The 17,516-nt window shown below is 53.6% G+C and carries 16 protein-coding genes; 15 read left to right on the forward strand and 1 reads right to left on the reverse strand.

What is annotated here, in order from left to right:
• The first annotated feature begins 184 nt into the window (after positions 1-184).
• From MKY96_RS28960 to MKY96_RS29025, 14 genes are all read left to right on the forward strand, one after another.
• Positions 185-610 (forward strand): CBS domain-containing protein, encoded by a 426-nt coding sequence (locus MKY96_RS28960; protein ID WP_036728036.1) that lies wholly within the window; start codon positions 185-187, stop codon positions 608-610.
• Between the two features lie 158 nt (positions 611-768).
• Positions 769-1,071 carry a MazG-like family protein gene (locus MKY96_RS28965; RefSeq protein WP_179090524.1) on the forward strand — a complete coding sequence of 101 codons (303 nt, stop codon included), beginning with the start codon at positions 769-771 and terminating at the stop codon, positions 1,069-1,071.
• A 27-nt stretch (positions 1,072-1,098) separates the two neighbouring features.
• The gene (locus MKY96_RS28970) at positions 1,099-1,995 is read left to right on the forward strand and encodes a DUF2232 domain-containing protein (protein ID WP_340945832.1); all 897 of its coding nucleotides are present in this window, start codon (positions 1,099-1,101) and stop codon (positions 1,993-1,995) included.
• Positions 1,996-2,006: 11 nt separating this feature from the next.
• Entirely contained in the window at positions 2,007-4,010 is a 2,004-nt protein-coding gene (locus MKY96_RS28975) for a DHH family phosphoesterase (RefSeq protein ID WP_340945835.1), read from the forward strand.
• On the forward strand, positions 4,007-4,453 hold the full coding sequence (rplI, locus tag MKY96_RS28980) for a 50S ribosomal protein L9 (RefSeq protein WP_036728030.1): 447 nt from the start codon (positions 4,007-4,009) through the stop codon (positions 4,451-4,453). Before MKY96_RS28975 ends, rplI begins: the two co-directional genes overlap by 4 nt.
• Position 4,454: 1 nt before the next feature.
• Positions 4,455-5,816, forward strand: a complete 1,362-nt coding sequence (dnaB, locus tag MKY96_RS28985) for a replicative DNA helicase (protein ID WP_036699821.1) — start codon at positions 4,455-4,457, stop codon at positions 5,814-5,816.
• 216 nt (positions 5,817-6,032) lie between these two features.
• The gene (locus MKY96_RS28990; protein ID WP_076081902.1) at positions 6,033-7,319 is read left to right on the forward strand and encodes an adenylosuccinate synthase; all 1,287 of its coding nucleotides are present in this window, start codon (positions 6,033-6,035) and stop codon (positions 7,317-7,319) included.
• A 214-nt stretch (positions 7,320-7,533) separates the two neighbouring features.
• Positions 7,534-8,211 (forward strand): hypothetical protein, encoded by a 678-nt coding sequence (locus tag MKY96_RS28995; RefSeq protein WP_340945837.1) that lies wholly within the window; start codon positions 7,534-7,536, stop codon positions 8,209-8,211.
• A 253-nt stretch (positions 8,212-8,464) separates the two neighbouring features.
• Positions 8,465-10,015, forward strand: a complete 1,551-nt coding sequence (locus MKY96_RS29000; protein WP_340945839.1) for a M23 family metallopeptidase — start codon at positions 8,465-8,467, stop codon at positions 10,013-10,015.
• Positions 10,016-10,186: 171 nt separating this feature from the next.
• On the forward strand, positions 10,187-10,918 hold the full coding sequence (yycF, locus tag MKY96_RS29005; protein WP_036728027.1) for a response regulator YycF: 732 nt from the start codon (positions 10,187-10,189) through the stop codon (positions 10,916-10,918).
• Positions 10,918-12,750, forward strand: a complete 1,833-nt coding sequence (walK, locus tag MKY96_RS29010) for a cell wall metabolism sensor histidine kinase WalK (protein WP_076081899.1) — start codon at positions 10,918-10,920, stop codon at positions 12,748-12,750. Before yycF ends, walK begins: the two co-directional genes overlap by 1 nt.
• Positions 12,747-14,039: a YycH family regulatory protein gene (locus MKY96_RS29015; protein ID WP_340945841.1), complete on the forward strand. Its 1,293-nt coding sequence runs from the start codon at positions 12,747-12,749 to the stop codon at positions 14,037-14,039. The genes walK and MKY96_RS29015 overlap by 4 nt, the downstream gene beginning before the upstream one ends.
• Positions 14,040-14,087: 48 nt before the next feature.
• Positions 14,088-14,828, forward strand: coding sequence for a two-component system regulatory protein YycI (yycI, locus tag MKY96_RS29020; RefSeq protein WP_340945843.1), 741 nt, complete (start codon positions 14,088-14,090; stop codon positions 14,826-14,828).
• A gap of 16 nt (positions 14,829-14,844) precedes the next feature.
• Complete coding sequence (locus MKY96_RS29025) at positions 14,845-15,651, forward strand: MBL fold metallo-hydrolase (protein WP_036699804.1); 807 nt, start codon at positions 14,845-14,847, stop codon at positions 15,649-15,651.
• Here the strand turns inward: MKY96_RS29025 and MKY96_RS29030 are convergent.
• Positions 15,620-15,826 (reverse strand): hypothetical protein, encoded by a 207-nt coding sequence (locus MKY96_RS29030; RefSeq protein ID WP_209879260.1) that lies wholly within the window; start codon positions 15,824-15,826, stop codon positions 15,620-15,622. The two genes, MKY96_RS29025 and MKY96_RS29030, sit on opposite strands and share 32 nt — an antisense overlap.
• Positions 15,827-16,181: 355 nt before the next feature.
• Between MKY96_RS29030 and MKY96_RS29035 the strand changes: the two genes are divergently transcribed.
• The gene (locus MKY96_RS29035) at positions 16,182-17,429 is read left to right on the forward strand and encodes a S1C family serine protease (RefSeq protein ID WP_340945845.1); all 1,248 of its coding nucleotides are present in this window, start codon (positions 16,182-16,184) and stop codon (positions 17,427-17,429) included.
• Positions 17,430-17,516 lie beyond the last annotated feature (87 nt).

A 17,516-nucleotide genomic window follows, 5' to 3' on the forward strand; every position in this document is an offset into this window, starting at 1 on the left:
AACGGCCATTGTTGTCCGTGTAAAAACAGCAGCCATTCCCTCAAGGTTAATGGCTGCTGTTTACTGTCTTCATGCTATAATGGAATGGAACTTATTGCTGAGGGCAGACGTATTACTACGGTGGGCTTTAGTGCAAGGAAGGTAAAGTAGCATTCCTTCGGAATTCTTTGAGGAGGATCAAGAGATGAACATTGCGTTTTTTTTACTTCCGAAGCAGGAGGTCGCATGTGTTACCATGGATTCGACGCTGCGGCAGACCCTGGAACGGATGGAGTTTCACCGCTATACAGCAGTGCCGATCCTGAACCGCAACGGTGAATATGCCGGAACGGTTACTGAAGGTGATTTGCTCTGGTATATGAAGGAGTCGGGCGGCGCGGTCACTTTTGAGAATGCTTCCAAATTTCTGCTTAAGGATGTCCCGCTGCGGATGAACAATCTGGCGGTCTCGATTGATGCGGATATGGAAGATCTGATTAATTTGGCCAAGGTCCAGAACTTCGTACCGGTGGTCGACGATATGAAGCGGTTCATCGGCATTGTACGCCGGAGCCAGATTATTGAATACTGCGAGAAATTTGTCTCACGGCAATCGCTCGAATCGTTATAAGGTACCAAGGCCTGTATTTCCGGCGAAGCGGAATGCGGGCCTTTTTTGAAAGATGGAAGGCGGTATTCAGGGGCGGCAGGCGTCCGTGTGGCTCGGAAATTTTTATGCTATAATGGAGAATAATGCTTTTTGCCGGAGGTAGAGAGACAGTGCCCAATGTGCCGAAGGATCTGGATGTGGCCAAACGCGCCAAGGTAATTGAGTGGTTAAAGACGGAAGTTATTGATCAAGTCTCAAGGTTATTCAAAGCGCTGTGGGAAGGCAGTACCACGCGTGTCGGCGACAGTCTGGCCAGCCTGATTATGAGCTCGTACATCTTGGGGCGCAGACTCGGTATCCCTTATCGCGAGCTGGATGATTTACTGCTGGAGAAGCTGAGAAAGCACAGGCAGGAGGGCCATCAGCTGGAAGAATGGTACCAGGATATATCTGCATTAGAAGAACATATGCGTAAGAGGTGAATACTGTTGAAATTTCGCTGGACATCTGTGGCTTGGAGCGTAGCTTATCTGTTGCTGCTGTTATCCCTGTCAACCCCGCTTTTGCTTATTACAACATTCTTTATGATTATTCCGGCCATAGTGCTCTTTACGACCCTTAACACCAAGCAGTTCATTCTGCATCTGTTACCGGTTCTGCTGATTGTGGGCCTGATTACCCCGATGTATATCCTGATTGCGGCTTATTTCTTAATCCCGGCCCTTGTGATGGGACGATGGTACAAGAAGCGTGCTTCAGCGATTTCTACACTGATTGCCGGTATGGTCGCTATCCTAGCTGAATTCCTGCTGATCCTGCTGATCAGTACGACGTTCCTTAAGTTCAACTTGTACGACTATGTCTATGATGTTCTGAAGACCTATGCAGACTGGCTGGCAAGTATGGGGGCAAGCAATCCGCTGCTGTCCGAGATCGCCCTCTCCTCCGATCAGATTGGCCAGATGAGCTGGCTGACGATCCAGGCGATACCGATGACGCTGATCCTCAGTGCGTTCGTGATTGCGGTCATTACCCATTCCATTGTCCGCCCTATTCTGAACAGTATGGGATATGCGGTGCCCAAGCTGAAGCCGGCGCGGGAATGGAGACTGGCCAGAGCATTCATCTGGTATTATCTGCTTGGCGTCGTAATCAGCCTGCTGTTCGGCGGTGCCGACAGCGGCTTCATGCTAATGGTCTCGGCCAATCTGCTGCCGCTGCTGCAGATTGCGTTCAAGATTCAGACCATCGGCTTCCTCTTCTTCCTGGTGCATGAACGGAAGTGGAGCAAGATCATCGCTCTTCTGCTGGCCATCCCTGTTATTGCTCTGCCGGGATTCTGGATTATTGGTGTGGTGGACCTGGCGTTTCCGCTGCGGGAGCTTGTGAAGAAATCGAAACGATAGGGTGAGGGCTCATGCCAAAATTTCTGCAAAGACGCTGGCACGGCTATCATACCGTGTGGGCGTTCTTACTGCTGCTGGTCCTGATTATAGTAGTGAGTATCTATAACTGGGTCCTCGGTGTTGCCAGCCTCTTCCTGGCCGGCACATTGTGTTTCACCATGCTGCAGGCCGAGCTGTCGTTCCGCCGCAACCTTGTAGATTATATCAACGGCCTGTCCTTCCGCATCAAGCGGGTGGAGGGGGAGGCTGTAAGCATGCTTCCGCTCGGAATTATCCTGTACAGTGAGGACCGGGCGGTGGAGTGGCATAACCGGAATGCCGGCCAGATCTTCTCCCGCAAGTCTCTTGTGGGTGAAGATATGCAGGAGCTGATGCCTGAGGTTATGGCTTCTCTGCAGAGCCTGCCGTCCAAGCGGGAACCGGTTAAGGAAGGGGTATTGAAGGAGCAGCGCCATGAGCTTACGGTGGATGACCGTTATTATGAGGTCGTGGTGATTCCAAGCGAACGGCTGCTGTATTTATTCGATATTACCGAGCTTGTGGTGCTGCGTGAGCGGTATGAGGAAGAGAAGCTGGCGATTGGAATTGTCATGATGGATAATCTGGATGAGGCCGCCCAGGGGATGGATGATCAGCAGCGCACTTCGCTAATCGCCAAGGTTGCCAGTGAGATTACCGAGTGGAGCAAACAATTCGAGGTATATCTGCGCCGGTTGTCTTCCGAGCGTTACCTGATGCTGCTGAATCACCGCAGCCTTCAGGCCCTGGAGGAGAGCAGGTTCGTGGTGCTGGATGAGGTCCGTGAGATGACGGCTGACCTCAAGGTGCCGATGACGCTGAGCATAGGCCTTGCCTACGGCTCGGAATCGGCCAGTGAGCTGGGAGCGCTTGCCCAGTCGAGTCTGGACATGGCGCTCGGCAGAGGCGGGGACCAGGCCGCGGTGAAGGCGGGCCAGCGGCTCTCCTTCTACGGCGGCAAGACCAATGCCGCCGAGAAACGCACCCGCGTCAGGGCGCGGGTGATCGCCCACGCCCTGCGGGATCTGATGCAGGAGAGCGACCGGGTCCTGATTATGGGGCACCGGATACCGGATATTGACGCGGTGGGAGCGGCGATTGGCCTGCTTAAGGCGGCACAGATGTACAATGTGGAAGCCAGCATTGTGATGGAGACGCCGAATCCTTCGATTACCCGGATGTTGGAGGAGATCCGTAAGGATGAGGCGCTCTACAAGACCTTCATCACGCCAGAGCAGGCTCTCCAGATGATGACGGAGCATACGCTGCTGATTGTTGTGGATACACACAAGGCTTCCATGACTATGGAGCCGAGGCTGGTGCAGGTTGCCAGCCGGATTGTGGTGGTTGACCATCACCGCCGGGGTGAGGAGTTCATCAATGACGCTGTACTCGTGTATCTGGAGCCGTATGCGTCATCGACCTGTGAGCTGGTGACGGAGCTGCTGCAGTACATTCATGACAAGATTAAGCTCAGCCCGCTGGAGGCCACGATGCTGCTGGCCGGGATTACGGTCGATACGAAGCATTTCGCGCTGCATACAGGTTCGCGGACCTTCGAGGCGGCCGGGTTCCTGCGCCGGGTCGGGGCGGATACGATTCTCATTCAGCGTATGCTGAAGGAGGATCTGCAGGAGTATATCTCGAAGGCGGAGATCATCAAGCATGCGCGTATGGTGTATGACCAGATAGCACTGGTGGTCACACAGCCCGGGATGAAGATTCCGCAGCTGCTGATCGCCCAGACGGCGGATACGCTGCTTGGGATGACGAATGTGGTGGCATCCTTCGTCATCAGTGAACGTCCTGACGGCCTGATCGGCATCAGCGCCCGTTCTCTGGGTCGGATGAATGTGCAGGTAGTCATGGAGAAGCTGGGCGGCGGCGGACATCTGTCCAACGCGGCTGTACAGCTTGAAGGAACAACCAAAGAAGCGGAAGCCAGACTGCTCGCAGTGCTGGCCGAAATTGAAGCGAAAGAGGGGTTATTTGAATGAAGGTCATATTCTTGAAGGATGTTAAGGGTCAAGGCAAGAAGGGGCAGGTCAAAGAGGTGTCGGAGGGCTATGCAGCCAATTTCCTGCTGCCGCGCGGGCTGGTTCGTCCGGCTACAGACGGTAATGTGAAGACACTGGAGAACCAGGCGGCAGCCGAACAGCGCCGCAAGGACCAGGAGAAGGAGGAAGCGGTACAGCTGGGCAAGAAGCTGGATGAGCTGACCCTGACTCTAAAGGCCAAAGCAGGCGAAGGCGGCCGTCTCTTCGGCGCTATTACCAGCAAGCAGATCGGCGAGACACTGGCAGCTACTCAGGGCATCGTCATCGACAAGCGCAAAATTGAGCTGAGCGATTCGATCCGCCATGTAGGCACGTTCCAGGCAACAGTTAAGCTGCATACTGAAGTAAAGGCTAACCTCACGGTTCAGGTAACGGAGGAGTAGGATGGGTGGAGATCTCTTTTTCGATCGGGTTCCCCCGCAGAATCTGGAGGCAGAACAGGCCGTACTGGGTGCAGTTCTACTGTCGGATGAGGCGCTAATTACCGCGATGGAGCGGGTGAATACCGAAGACTTCTACGACAAACCGCATCAGATGATATTTGAGGCGATGGTGCAGCTCGGAGAAGAGAGCCAGCCGATTGACCTGATTACATTGACATCCCGGCTCCAGGATAAGGGGGAGCTTGAGGATATCGGCGGTGTCAGCTATCTGGCGAAGCTGGCGCATGCGGTGCCGACTGCGGCCAACGTCGATTATTACGCCCAGATTATTGAGGAGAAGGCGATGCTGCGGCGGCTGATCCGCACAGCCACGCAGATTGTCAGCGAAGGCTATACCGGCGGCGAAGACGTAGGCATTATGCTGAGTGACGCCGAGCGGCGAATCCTGGAGATCTCGAACCGCCGCAGCGGCAGCGGGTTTATTGCCATCCGCGATGTGCTCATGCAGGTATTCGACCGGGTCGAGCTGCTCCATCAGAATAAAGGCGGAACCTCGGGGATTCCAACCGGGTTCGTTGACCTGGACCATATGACGAACGGCTTTCAGCGCAATGACTTGATTATTGTGGCGGCCCGTCCTTCCGTCGGGAAGACGGCCTTCGCTCTGAATATCGCGCAAAATGTGGCGGTGCGGGCGAAGGAGACGGTAGCCATCTTCAGTCTGGAAATGTCGGCGCCCCAGCTGGTTCAGCGTATGATCTGCGCAGAGGCCAATCTGGACGCCAATATTATGCGTACCGGTGATTTCAAGAGCGATGATGACTGGTCCAAGCTCACGATGGGCATCCAGTCGCTGTCCGAGTCCGAAATCTACATCGACGACACTCCGGGCATCACAGTTACCGATATCCGGGCGAAATGCCGCCGGCTCAAGAAGGAAAAGGGACTCGGAATGATTGTCATCGACTACCTGCAGCTGATCCAGGGCCGGGGCAAGGCCGGCGAGAACCGCCAGCAGGAGGTATCGGAAATCTCCCGTACCCTGAAGCAGATCGCCCGTGAGCTTGACGTTCCGGTTATTGCCTTGTCCCAGCTCAGCCGCGGTGTGGAGCAGCGCCAGGACAAACGGCCGATGATGAGTGACCTTCGTGAATCAGGCTCTATCGAGCAGGATGCCGATATCGTAGCCTTCCTGTACCGTGATGATTATTACAATCAGGATACCGAGAAGAAGAACATTATCGAAATTATTATTGCCAAGCAGCGTAACGGTCCGGTAGGGACGGTGGAGCTTGTGTTCCTCAAGAACTTCAACAAGTTCGTCAACTACGAGCGGGCCCATGCAGAACCGTTTGCAGGTTAGGCAAACTTCGCACAATACACGAACGATCGCACATTTCAGTCTGTGATCGTTCGTTTTTATTTGACTTTAAAAAGTGCCGCTGTTACACTGATTATTGTGCTTTGGCGGCCTGCCCGCCTGGTGTCCGGAGGGCTGCGTACAAGATGAAGCGCGTACAGAGCCCCTATGATAAGCGGAAAAATAATGGTGCTTGCTAGCACCTACGGAGGAATGTACATGTCAACGGTAGTCGTCGTGGGAACACAATGGGGAGACGAAGGCAAAGGCAAGATCACGGATTTTCTGGCGGAAAGTGCAGATGTGGTCGCCCGGTATCAAGGGGGTAACAATGCCGGTCACACGATTCTGATTGACGGAAAGAAGTTCAAGCTGAGCTTGATTCCATCTGGTGTATTTTATAAAGAGAAGACTTGTGTTATCGGCAACGGAATGGTCATTAACCCGGAAGCGCTGATCCAAGAAATTAATTATATTCATGACAATGGCTTCGATACGAAGAACCTGGTAATCAGCGATCGTGCGCATGTCATTATGCCTTATCATATGGTGCTGGATGCGCTTGAGGAAGACCGCAAAGGCCCGAACAAAATCGGTACAACACGCAAGGGGATCGGCCCGTGCTACATGGATAAGGCTGCCCGTAACGGCATCCGGATTGCCGATCTGATGGACGCTGAGGAATTCGAGCTGAGACTTCGTCCATTGATGGAAGAGAAGAATCAGGTGATCACTCAGGTATACGGCGCTGAGCCGCTGAATGTGGAAGAGATTCTGACCAAATATCTGGAGTATGCAGAAGTGCTGCGCGGCTATGTAACCGATACTTCGGTGGTACTGAATGATGCGATTGATGCGGATTCCCGGGTGCTGTTCGAAGGTGCGCAGGGCGTGATGCTCGATATCGACCAGGGAACTTATCCGTTCGTTACTTCATCGAATCCTTCGGCTGGCGGCGTCTGCATCGGTTCGGGCGTGGGCCCGTCCAAGATCAAGCAGGTTATCGGTGTGGCGAAGTCTTATACTACCCGCGTTGGAGACGGCCCGTTCCCTACAGAGCTGAACGATGCTACCGGTGATTATATTCGCGAGACCGGGCATGAGTACGGAACCGTAACCGGACGCGCCCGCCGCGTGGGCTGGTTCGACAGTGTGGTTGTGCGTCACGCCCGCCGCGTCAGCGGAATCACCGGCCTGTCGCTGAACTCGCTGGATGTCCTGAGCGGTCTTGAGACTGTGAAGATCTGCACCGGCTACAAGTACCGTGGAGATATTATCACACATTACCCAGCAAGCCTGAAAATGCTGGCAGAGTGTGAAGCGGTCTATGAGGAGCTTCCAGGCTGGAGTGAGGACATCACTGGGGCGAAGACGCTGGAGGATCTGCCGGCCAACACACGCAAATACGTGGAACGTGTATCGGAACTGACGGGGATTCCGATCTCGATCTTCTCTGTGGGCCGCAACCGTGAACAGACTAATCAAGTACTGCCAATCTATATCTAGACTGAAGCAGAACTAAATAGATATGTATAGGAGCAGGGGCCTCGGTGAGGCTCCTGTTTCTGTATGTTCTGATGTTTTTTTAGCAGGTTAATCAGCTTTAATGTGCTTCGGGGACGTTTCCCGGACGTTGTTCTAGTCAATACTGTGAGAATGGGATCATAGCGAACCGATTCTTCTGAGGTTGAATAGAGCAGGGTGTAAGGGAGTGATGTTGGTGAAAATAGTGAAGCGTGCGCTGAGCATCTGCCTGATTGTGGTGCTGGCGAGCGGCCTGTCCATGCTGACAACGGCCTATGTGGTGAATACGTATATCCAGTCGGTGCTGGCCAGCTTCGATATCAAGCTGGACGGGCCGGGGCCGGGAATCGGCGGCTTTGTGAAGAGTCTGACCGGTATGGGCGGCAGCGGGGCTGCTCCCAAGGAGAATTCCAAAGCGGCCTCAAGCGAGACTAAAAACTTCAATAAGGAGGCTGATTCAAGCAAGACGGAGGTAGAGAAGAAGGACAGCAGTGGCGGAAAAGCCGGGAATCTTCAAGAGAAATCGGTAGACGAGACGGTGCCCGATAATGCACTGCCTGTGATGGGACAAGCCGCTTCGGGAGAAGAACAGAGTGAGCAGGGGCTGGACCAGAATCTGGTGATGACGCCGGAGGCTATGAATGATCTAAAGGAGAACCTGCCTGCTAATGCGAAATCCAATATCTTCAATATTCTGATGAATAAGCTTCCCCAGGAGGAGATGATCAAGATCTCTGCTGCCCTGGAGGGCGGCTTGACAGAGAGCGAAGTAACGGAACTGCAGGGTATCATTGCGAAGTACGTAGATGAGGATGAATATAAGGCGCTGATGAAAATGCTTACACCAGATAGCGGAGGGACGAATCAGAATTAAAATTGTCATTTTTTGGACAAGATTTCGCCGTTTAAAACGCATATTTTGGGAATAAACCCGCGAAATTGGCGGGTTTTGCTATGGGAGCAAAGTTGAAATTTTTCTTCAGGCTATGGTACAGTAAAAAAGGACTAATAAGGGTTAATATTTTGTAACCTTTTTCGTATGCGTCATACAGTCATATTCGTACTCATGCAAATCGGATGCGCGAAGCATATACATTCTTGTTTTTACAGCCGAAAGGGAGAGTTTCATGAAAGGATTTAAGTTTATACGCCGGATGGGGAACCTGCGGAACCGTGCAGAAGCATCCGCAGGATCTGGTGCAGCAGGTGAACAAGGTAAGGATGCAATGACTTCGGGGGAATCCCGTGTCTTTCAGCCGGAGATGAAATCCCGCCGCCGGCGTTCATGGATACTGGCTTCTGCCGGTCTGGTTCTGCTGACCACCTTCCTGGTGGGGGCACAGAAGAAGCAGGTAGCAGCGAATACAGTAACCTATTACAAAGTGCTGGTGAACGGTGAGGAGATTGGAGCGCTGAACCAGGAGGCGGATTTGAACAAGCTGTTCGAGGAGAAGAGACGGGAATATCAGCTCAAGTATCCTGAATCTGTGATGGTACTACAGACCGGCGGTATTACGACCGAGGCCCAGCGGGCTTACAAGCCGGAGATTAACAGCGAGGCTACACTGGACAAGCTGGATGGTATGCTCAAGGCTTATGCCGTAGGCGTACAACTGGCTGTGGATGGGGAACCACTCGGGATTGTGAAGGATCAGGAGACGGCGGCGGCGGTGCTTCAGGCCGTTAAGTCGCATTACGCTCCGCAGAAGGCGGCAGCTCCGGGTGCGAAGCTGAAGAAGACAGCGGCCAAGGCGGGAGCGGCTGGTTCAGCCGCCAATGATCAGGTGGAGTCAGTCAAGATCCGGGAGGAAGTTAACATTGTTCCGGTGAAGGCAGATCCCAATAAGGTGCTTAGTGTAGAAGAGGCAGTGAAGGTGCTGACTGAAGGCAGGGAGGCGCCGCTGCGCTATGCGGTTCAAGAAGGCGACACAGTCTCCGCTATTGCTTCCCGGTTCAATATCACTCAGGCGGAGATTTTCCGCAATAATCCCGAGGTGAAGGAGCTTAGTCTGCAGATTGGGGATGAATTGCAGCTAACGGTGCCACAGCCTGACCTAACGGTAGTGACCGTAGAACAGGTAACTGAAGAGGTGGTCACGGAGCCTGAGGTTATTATCCGCAAGAGTGACCAGCTGCCGGCAGGCAAGCGGAAGGTAGTCCGCCCCGGACAAACCGGGCTCAAAACGATGAAGTACAGGCTGACCAAAGAGAACGGACAGGTGGTTCAGGAGGAGTGGCTGGGCCAGAGCGTAGTGAAGGCTTCTCTGCCTGAAGTGGTCTATTCCGGCACCAAGGTTGTAGGTGAAGGAACAGGAATGTTCGCCTGGCCGGTTAGCGGAGCGATGATCTCCAGCAGCTACGGCGAGCGTTGGGGACGCACACACAAGGGAGTCGATCTGGTATCGGGCAACCGCACGATCAAGGCTGCGGACGCTGGGACGGTCAGCTTCGCTGGTGTGCAGAACGGGTACGGCAATGTGGTGATCGTTAACCATAACAACGGATACGTTACGTACTATGGGCATTTAAGCAGTATTTCGGTCTCTATCGGACAGAAGCTGGGACAGGGCAGCCCCATCGGAATTATGGGCAACACCGGGCGCTCCACGGGGACGCATCTGCATTTCGAGATCCGCAAGAACGGGACGGCCATCAATCCAATGAAATACCTGAAGTAATGGATAAGAGCTAGACCACCATTCTATAATTCTTCTCTGCCGTCCGGATCATTTCGGGCGGTTTTTATTTCTCTTTGAACTGGCATCTTATATAGATGTGACGCTAAGGCAGGTATGTTAAAATAAAGGAATCAGGGTTTCGAGTATCGTTAGAAAGGTGAAGCTGAGCATATGCAAATGGGAACGATTCTTGTAGTGGATGACGAACAACCTATTGCTGATATATTGAAATTCAATCTGGAAAAAGAGGGCTACGAGGTCATCTGCGCCTTCGACGGCAACAGTGCAGTGGAGCTGGCTCTGTCCAAGCGTCCCGATCTGATGCTGCTGGATCTCATGCTGCCCGGCAAGGACGGAATGGATGTCTGCCGTGAGGTGCGCTCTGCCCATCTGGATATTCCTATCATTATGCTTACCGCCAAGGATGGGGAGATTGATAAAGTGCTGGGTCTGGAGCTTGGTGCGGATGATTATGTGACTAAGCCGTTCAGTACCCGTGAGCTGCTGGCCAGGGTTAAGGCCCAAATGCGGCGTCAGCATAAGCCGTCCCCGTCGGAAGCGCCGAGTGAGACAGTGGAGAGCAAGCAGGGGGTCTATCATTTCGGATTATTCATTGATACGGATATGTACATGGTCTACAAGGATAGTGAGCCGCTGGATCTGACACATCGTGAATATGAGCTGCTCTATTACATGATCCGCCATGCGGGCAAGGTAATGACCCGGGAGCATCTGCTGCAGGCTGTGTGGGGCTTCGAATATTTCGGCGATGTGCGGACGGTGGATGTGACCATCCGCCGGCTCAGAGAAAAAATTGAGGAGAATCCCAGTAAGCCGGAGTATATTCATACCCGGCGCGGACTCGGTTATTTGATGCATAGCCCCAAAAACGGAGGGTTGTAATGAAGGCACTGTCCTTTTTCCGGACGATTCAGGCCAGGCTTATCGTAATCTATGTGCTGCTGATTCTGATTGCGATGCAGCTGATTGGCGTATACTTTGTCAGCTCGATGAAGAACTCGCTGACGGATAACTTCACCAAGGATCTGAAGGCCCGGGCCGAGATGCTCTCGATCCTCACCGCTGACAAACTCGGCAGTGAGACAGGAACAGCCGATGAGGAGTCGGCGGTGGAGAGCCTGCGCGGCATGGTGAATAATCTGTATATCAATGGTGCAGAAATTCAGGTGCTGGATGCGAGCGGCAAGATTATTACCACCTCGATCCCTTCACAGAATGACTATGTCGGCCAGCGGAACACGCAGACCGTGGTCAGCCGCGCCTTGCAGGGGATCAGCGATAATGAGGAATATATCATCGCTGATGATAATGTGCGCAAGAAGGTAGTAGCGAAGCCGGTAATTTCCGGTGATAAGGTGGTAGGCGCCATCTATATAGCTGCCGATATGAAAGACTTATATGCCACCATGAGCCGGATTAACAGTGTGTTCCTCTCGGGGCTGCTGCTGGCGCTGGCGTTGACGGCCGTACTGGGTGTCATTCTGGCCCATACGATCACACATCCGATTAAGGAGATGACCAAGCATGCCACGGCTGTGGCCGAAGGGCGCTTCAACCGGAAGGTTCCTGTGTTCGGCAATGATGAGATTGGCCAGCTGAGCCAGGCCTTCAACTATATGACGGACCGGCTGCGCGAGGCGCTGCTGCAGAACGAAGAGGAGAAGGAGAAGCTGTCGTCCATTCTCGCCAATATGAGTGACGGTGTCGTAGCCACAGACGAGAGCGGCGCGGTGATTCTGATGAATACGCGCGCTGCCCTGATGCTGGGCGCGGAAGGACCGCTTCCGGCAGGAGCCTCGCTTGGCGGGCTGCTGGGCCTGGAGCCTGAGCAGTCTGTCTCGGTAACTCAGGGCGTTCCCCAGTCGGCCATGCTCCATCTGTCTCCCATGGTCGGAGAGGACCCCAATATTGTGCGGGTGACCTTCACCCCGATTCACCGCCGCGAAGGCGGACGGATCGCCGGGACGATTGCGGTGCTGCAGGATGTTACGGAGCAGGAGAATCTGGAGGAGTCTCGCCGGGAGTTCGTGGCGAACGTGTCGCATGAACTGCGGACGCCGCTTACGACGATCAAGAGCTATGCGGAGGCGCTGGATGACGGCGCACTTGAAGATCCGCAGCTTGCCGTGCGGTTCGTCGGCGTTATCCGCAATGAGACGGAGCGCATGATCCGGCTGGTTACGGATCTGCTGCATCTGTCGCGACTTGATTCTAAGGAATCCAGCCTGCGCATTCAGCAGACGGATATCACCGAGATGCTGGAGGATGTGGCGGACCGCTTCTCCTTCCAGATCCGCCAGAAGCGGATTCACATCAGCACCAGGGTGCGTAAGGATGTCGCTACAGCCTGGCTGGACCGCGATCAGATTGATCAGGTGCTGGGCAATCTGGTCTCCAATGCCCTCAAGTATACGCCGGAAGGCGGGACGATCCAGCTGGAGGCGCATAAGAACGAGGACGGCATGCTGGCCGTGTCTGTCCGTGACTCTGGTATAGGGATTCCGAAGAAGGATATTGAGCGGATCTTTGAACGCTTCTACCGGGTGGATAAGGCACGCTCGCGGAACATGGGCGGAACAGGTCTGGGGCTGTCCATTGCCCGGGAAATTGTCAAAGCCCACGGCGGCTCCATCTCCCTGCAGTCGGAGCTGAATGAGGGCTCGCTGGTCACGTTCACACTGCCTTTGATGAAGCAAAGGGGGAGTGAGGCGTGAAGGAGAGAATCAAGTCATGGATGCTGGTCCTGCTTATACTCGGAAGTCTCGTGGAGAGCTATTACCTGATCTACAGGCTGCCGGGCAGCGACTCGGCGGTGTTGTCGAAGACCTTATATGTGAAGACCGATAATATGGGGCCGGAGGAAAAGGTGGAGAACCTGCTCTACCCCGATAAAATGATTATTCATATGGGCGGGGACAAGCATACGCTGTTCTACCCTAGTTCCACCTTCTATAATCTGATCATGAACCGCCTGAAGGGCCGCAGCTTCGAGAGCTTCCAGCGGCGGTCCGTACAGGATTTCGACTGGGACAAGATTCGCAGCGAGAATCCGGGCATTGAGCTGTCGTTCGGGGCAGGCATTCCGGTAACGCTGCTGCAGCGGATCATGCAGATTTCGCCGGATTCACTGTTCGAGGGGGAGAGCATTGACCGGATCTGGATCTATAATATCAAAAATGACTCCAAAGCCCATGCCATCTTCTTCAGCACACGCGGGGATATTGTGTACGAAGCGGCTAAGGCCGATCTTACGGTCCAGGATGTGCAGCAGCATGTGGACTTCGGCAAGAATCTGACGCTGTATACAGCCGTGAACGGTGAGTATTATGTTCCTGAGGCGGATGTTCCGCTGGTTAAAGTCGTGATGCCTGCGGGTATGTATACCATTGAACAAATGCAGAGCAATCTGTTCTTCGATGCGGGCAGCACCAGGTACATTCCGGAGAAGGATGGCTCCAAGATTTATACGGATAGCAAGCGCAGCCTGCAGGTAGACCAGGAACAGAACTGGATGAGCTATAGCGACCCGGCTGCACTGCCGGATGGCGACAGTACGCCGGCAAAGGATGCGCTGGAGGCGGTGGATTTCGTGAACCGGCACGGCGGCTGGAACGGAACCTACAGGCTGGCTGCTACGGAAGAGGGCCGACAGGACCGCAAGGTTTCTTTTCAGCAATATTATGGCGCTTATCCGTCGGGCTCCTATCCGATTATGAGTAACCCGCAGCTTCAGTACGGCGTAATCCATCTGGAGCTACAACAGGGAACGGTCTCTTCCTATGAGCGCTCCCTGATGTATACGAATGAGGACAAGTCTGAGAAGACCATTGTCGAGCTGCCCGGCGGCGAACTGCTGAAGCAGCGGCTGGCGCAGATCGGCAGCTCCTTGCGGATTGTTGAGCTTACGCCTGCTTATATGCCTGCGCTGGCCGGGGAGAAGCTGCAGCTTCATCCCGTCTGGCGGGTTACGCTTAGTGATGGCAGTGAGCTTACATTGAATTAGGGCGGAGTTAAGCCAAGCGGACAGAATACCGATTCGAGGAGGGACGTTATGGACTGGGGAAGGGCCAAGAGTGTATTGATATATGCCTTTCTGGTGCTGAATCTGCTGCTGTGCTATCAGCTATGGATCGATGTGCGCGATCAGGTCAGTGCGGGACTTGACTTCACTTCCCTGTCCGCAGAGACTCAGGCGGTGATGGAGGAGAAGAATATCCGGCTGCTATGTCCGATTCCGGCTGCTACTCCGCAGCTGCCTGATATCACGTACCGTTATTCGGCCGAAGAGCAGAATGAACTGCCTGTGAAGCTTAAGGAGCCGATCGACAGCAAGCTGATGTACTCCTCGTTCTCGGAGCTGAGCAATCTGCTGAAGAGCCAGATTCCCGACATTGCCAATTACCGGTTCGATTCACAGGAGAGTGAGGTCGGGAGGTTCGTCCTGCATCCGCTGGTGGATAACAAGTGGTCTCTGTTCAGAGTGCGGCTGGAGCTGATTAACAGTGACCAGAAGATTGTGGCCTACCGCTGGCCGAAGATTGAGATCGCAGCAAGCCGGAGCGAGGATTTGCAGAAGGTGCTCCCGGCTTCGCAGGCGCTTAGCAGTCTGATCGAGAAGTATTTTCCTGCGGATGCCGCAGTGAAGGAGATTGAGCTGGGCTATTACGGCGAGCTGTTCAACTCCGAGAGCCAGGTGGCTTCGCCGATGTGGCGGTTCATGCTGGAGGACGGAAGCGCCTATTATATGGATGCGATCAGTGCGGACATTATCAGTCCGAAGACAACAGAGTAGAAGGAGCAGGAGAGATATGGGGATTTCATTTACAGTACTGTCCAGCGGTTCTACCGGGAATGTGACAGTGGTGCGTAACGGCGAGACCACACTTATGATCGACGCGGGTCTGAGCGCGAAGCGGATTGACGAGCTGCTGGCTATGCGCGAACTGACGGGAGCGGAGCTGGACGGAATTCTTGTGACCCACGAGCATTCGGATCATATTAAGGGGCTGGGCGCGATGGCCCGCAAGTATAATCTTCCGATCTATGCGAATTCGAACACCTGGGGAGCCATTGAGAAGGGGATTGGCAAGATTGAGGAGCATAACCGGGTCATTATGGAAACCGGGCAGCACCGGGATTTCGGCAGTATGCGGGTGGAATCCTTCGCCATCTCCCACGATGCTGCAGAGCCGGTGGCTTACAATTTCTATGACGGCAAGGAGAAGCTATGTGTTGCGACAGACCTCGGGTATGTCAGCGACAAGGTGAGAACGGCGATATCGGATGCCGATGTGCTGGTGCTGGAGTCGAATCATGATATCGAAATGCTGCGGATGGGGCGTTATCCCTGGAATACGAAGCGGCGAATTCTCGGCGATCTGGGGCATCTGTCCAATGAGGCGGCAGGCGCAGCGCTCAGCGAGATTCTGAGCGGGCGGACCAAGCGCGCCTATCTGGCACATCTGAGCAGAGACCATAATATGATGGATCTGGCGAAGATGTCCGTGCGCGGGGCTATGGAGGACCGGGGCTGCTTTTACAAAGACAGTGAGTTCAGGCTCTGCGACACCTACTATGACCGGCCTACGCCATGGGATAAGGTGAGCCAGTCATAAGACGGTCAACCTCGGTAATCTTGTGCTCCAGCTCCTGGCGGGAGAATAGCCCTTTATCAATTAACAGCTCAATCATTGCATGCTGGACAAGAATCAGCTGATAATGTTCATCCTTAAGGTCCCCCAGCTTGCCAATGAATTGCACCAGATCTTTACTTGTTGAAAAAGATTCCATAGTCGGGCCCTCCTTGTGAAATGGATAGTAATGAAGCTGTGAATAATTTACATTTATTTAACATAGAAAACATGTGGGCAGCGCGGCTGCCTGTGATACAATCATATAGAGCGTTCTAATCCTATTGTAGTCTTTTAAGTTGCAAAATATTCCGGATACAAGCTGTTAAACTTTTTAGTAGCTTATTAGAATAATAGACATCCCTTGCGCTTAGAACCCACTGGAATGTGGTGAATAAATCAAGTGAAACCTTTTAGTACTTCGTGAAGTCTAAGAGATATAGCGGGTAAGCTCGGGCGTGGTTGCTTGGCGTTCAGTCGTGAATGCGGTGGCAATAGAGGGGAGAGAGTGTAACATGGGATTATTCGATGATGATTTCTATTCAACCAAGGTGTCACGGCGCAAAAGCGGCAAATCTAAATCAACCGGCGATTATGCTGACGGCAAGTGGGCTGTCCGCAAATCGAAGCGGTCGCTGGCAACCTGGCAGATCTCGCTGATTAGCTCTGTCTGCAGTGCTGTAGTGGCTGTGCTGCTGTTCAGTCTGGTAACGGGACAGTTCGCCGCTGAGAGAGCTCAGGCTCCGGTGGTTATTGATAAGGTGGCTGCGAGCAGCGCAGATCCGTATGACCGGATTATTCAGGCTGCTGCACATATCCGCCCTGCGGTAGTGAGCATCATTAATCATAAACAAGACAATAAGGAACTTAATATTCTCGATGAATCTGCGCTAGGCTCGGGAGTTATCTATAAGAAGGATGACAATAAGGCATTTATCATCACGAATAATCATGTCATTGAGGGTGCCGGCAAGCTGGAAGTGGTTACAGTAGACGGCGTGACACACAAGGCGGAGCTGGTAGGGGCCGACAAGGTGAGCGATATTGCTGTACTCTCCATTGACGGCAAGGGAATCGACCGGATTGCTGAGATCGGGGATTCCTCCAAGCTGCGTCTGGGTGAGACTGTCATTGCCATCGGCAACCCGCTGGGGCTTGGAGATACACTGACTTCCGGCATTGTCAGCTACACAGAGCGGACGATACCGGTATCACTGAACCAGGACGGCGTGTACGATTGGGAGCAGGAAGTGATCCAAACGGATGCGGCCATTAACGAGGGCAACAGCGGGGGCGCACTAGTGGATCTGGACGGCAAGGTGATTGGTATCAATACGATGAAGATCTCCGATACGGGGGTAGAGGGACTGGGCTTTGCGATTCCCGCCAATCATGTGGTGGATACAGCCAATGAGCTTACCTCCAAAGGCCGGATAGCCCGGTCATACCTGGGCGTCTATTCAGTGGATCTGAATAATCCGTATGTGCCGCTGGCCGACGACCAGCGCAAGGAGCTTAATCTTCCGTCTGTAGTTACCGATGGGGTTGTAGTTCTGGATGCGGTGGGACCGGCGAAGGATGCGGGTCTGCAGCTTAACGATGTAATTACGAAGTTCAACGATAAGCCGATTACCTCCACCCTGTCGCTGCGCAAATATCTGTACGATCATACCAAGATCGGCGATAAGCTGAAGATTACCTTTTACCGCAATGGTGAAGTGAAGCAGACCACGGTCCAGCTTCTTGAGAAGCCAGAGGAATAAAATTGGAAATGGCCGTATATAATAATGAGGCAGTCACGATTACGGAAACAGTTCAAGCCGTCCTTTTCAGGAAAAAAGAAGAGGGCG

The organism is Paenibacillus sp. FSL R7-0302, assembly GCF_038006885.1.
GTDB lineage: Bacteria > Bacillota > Bacilli > Paenibacillales > Paenibacillaceae > Paenibacillus_AQ.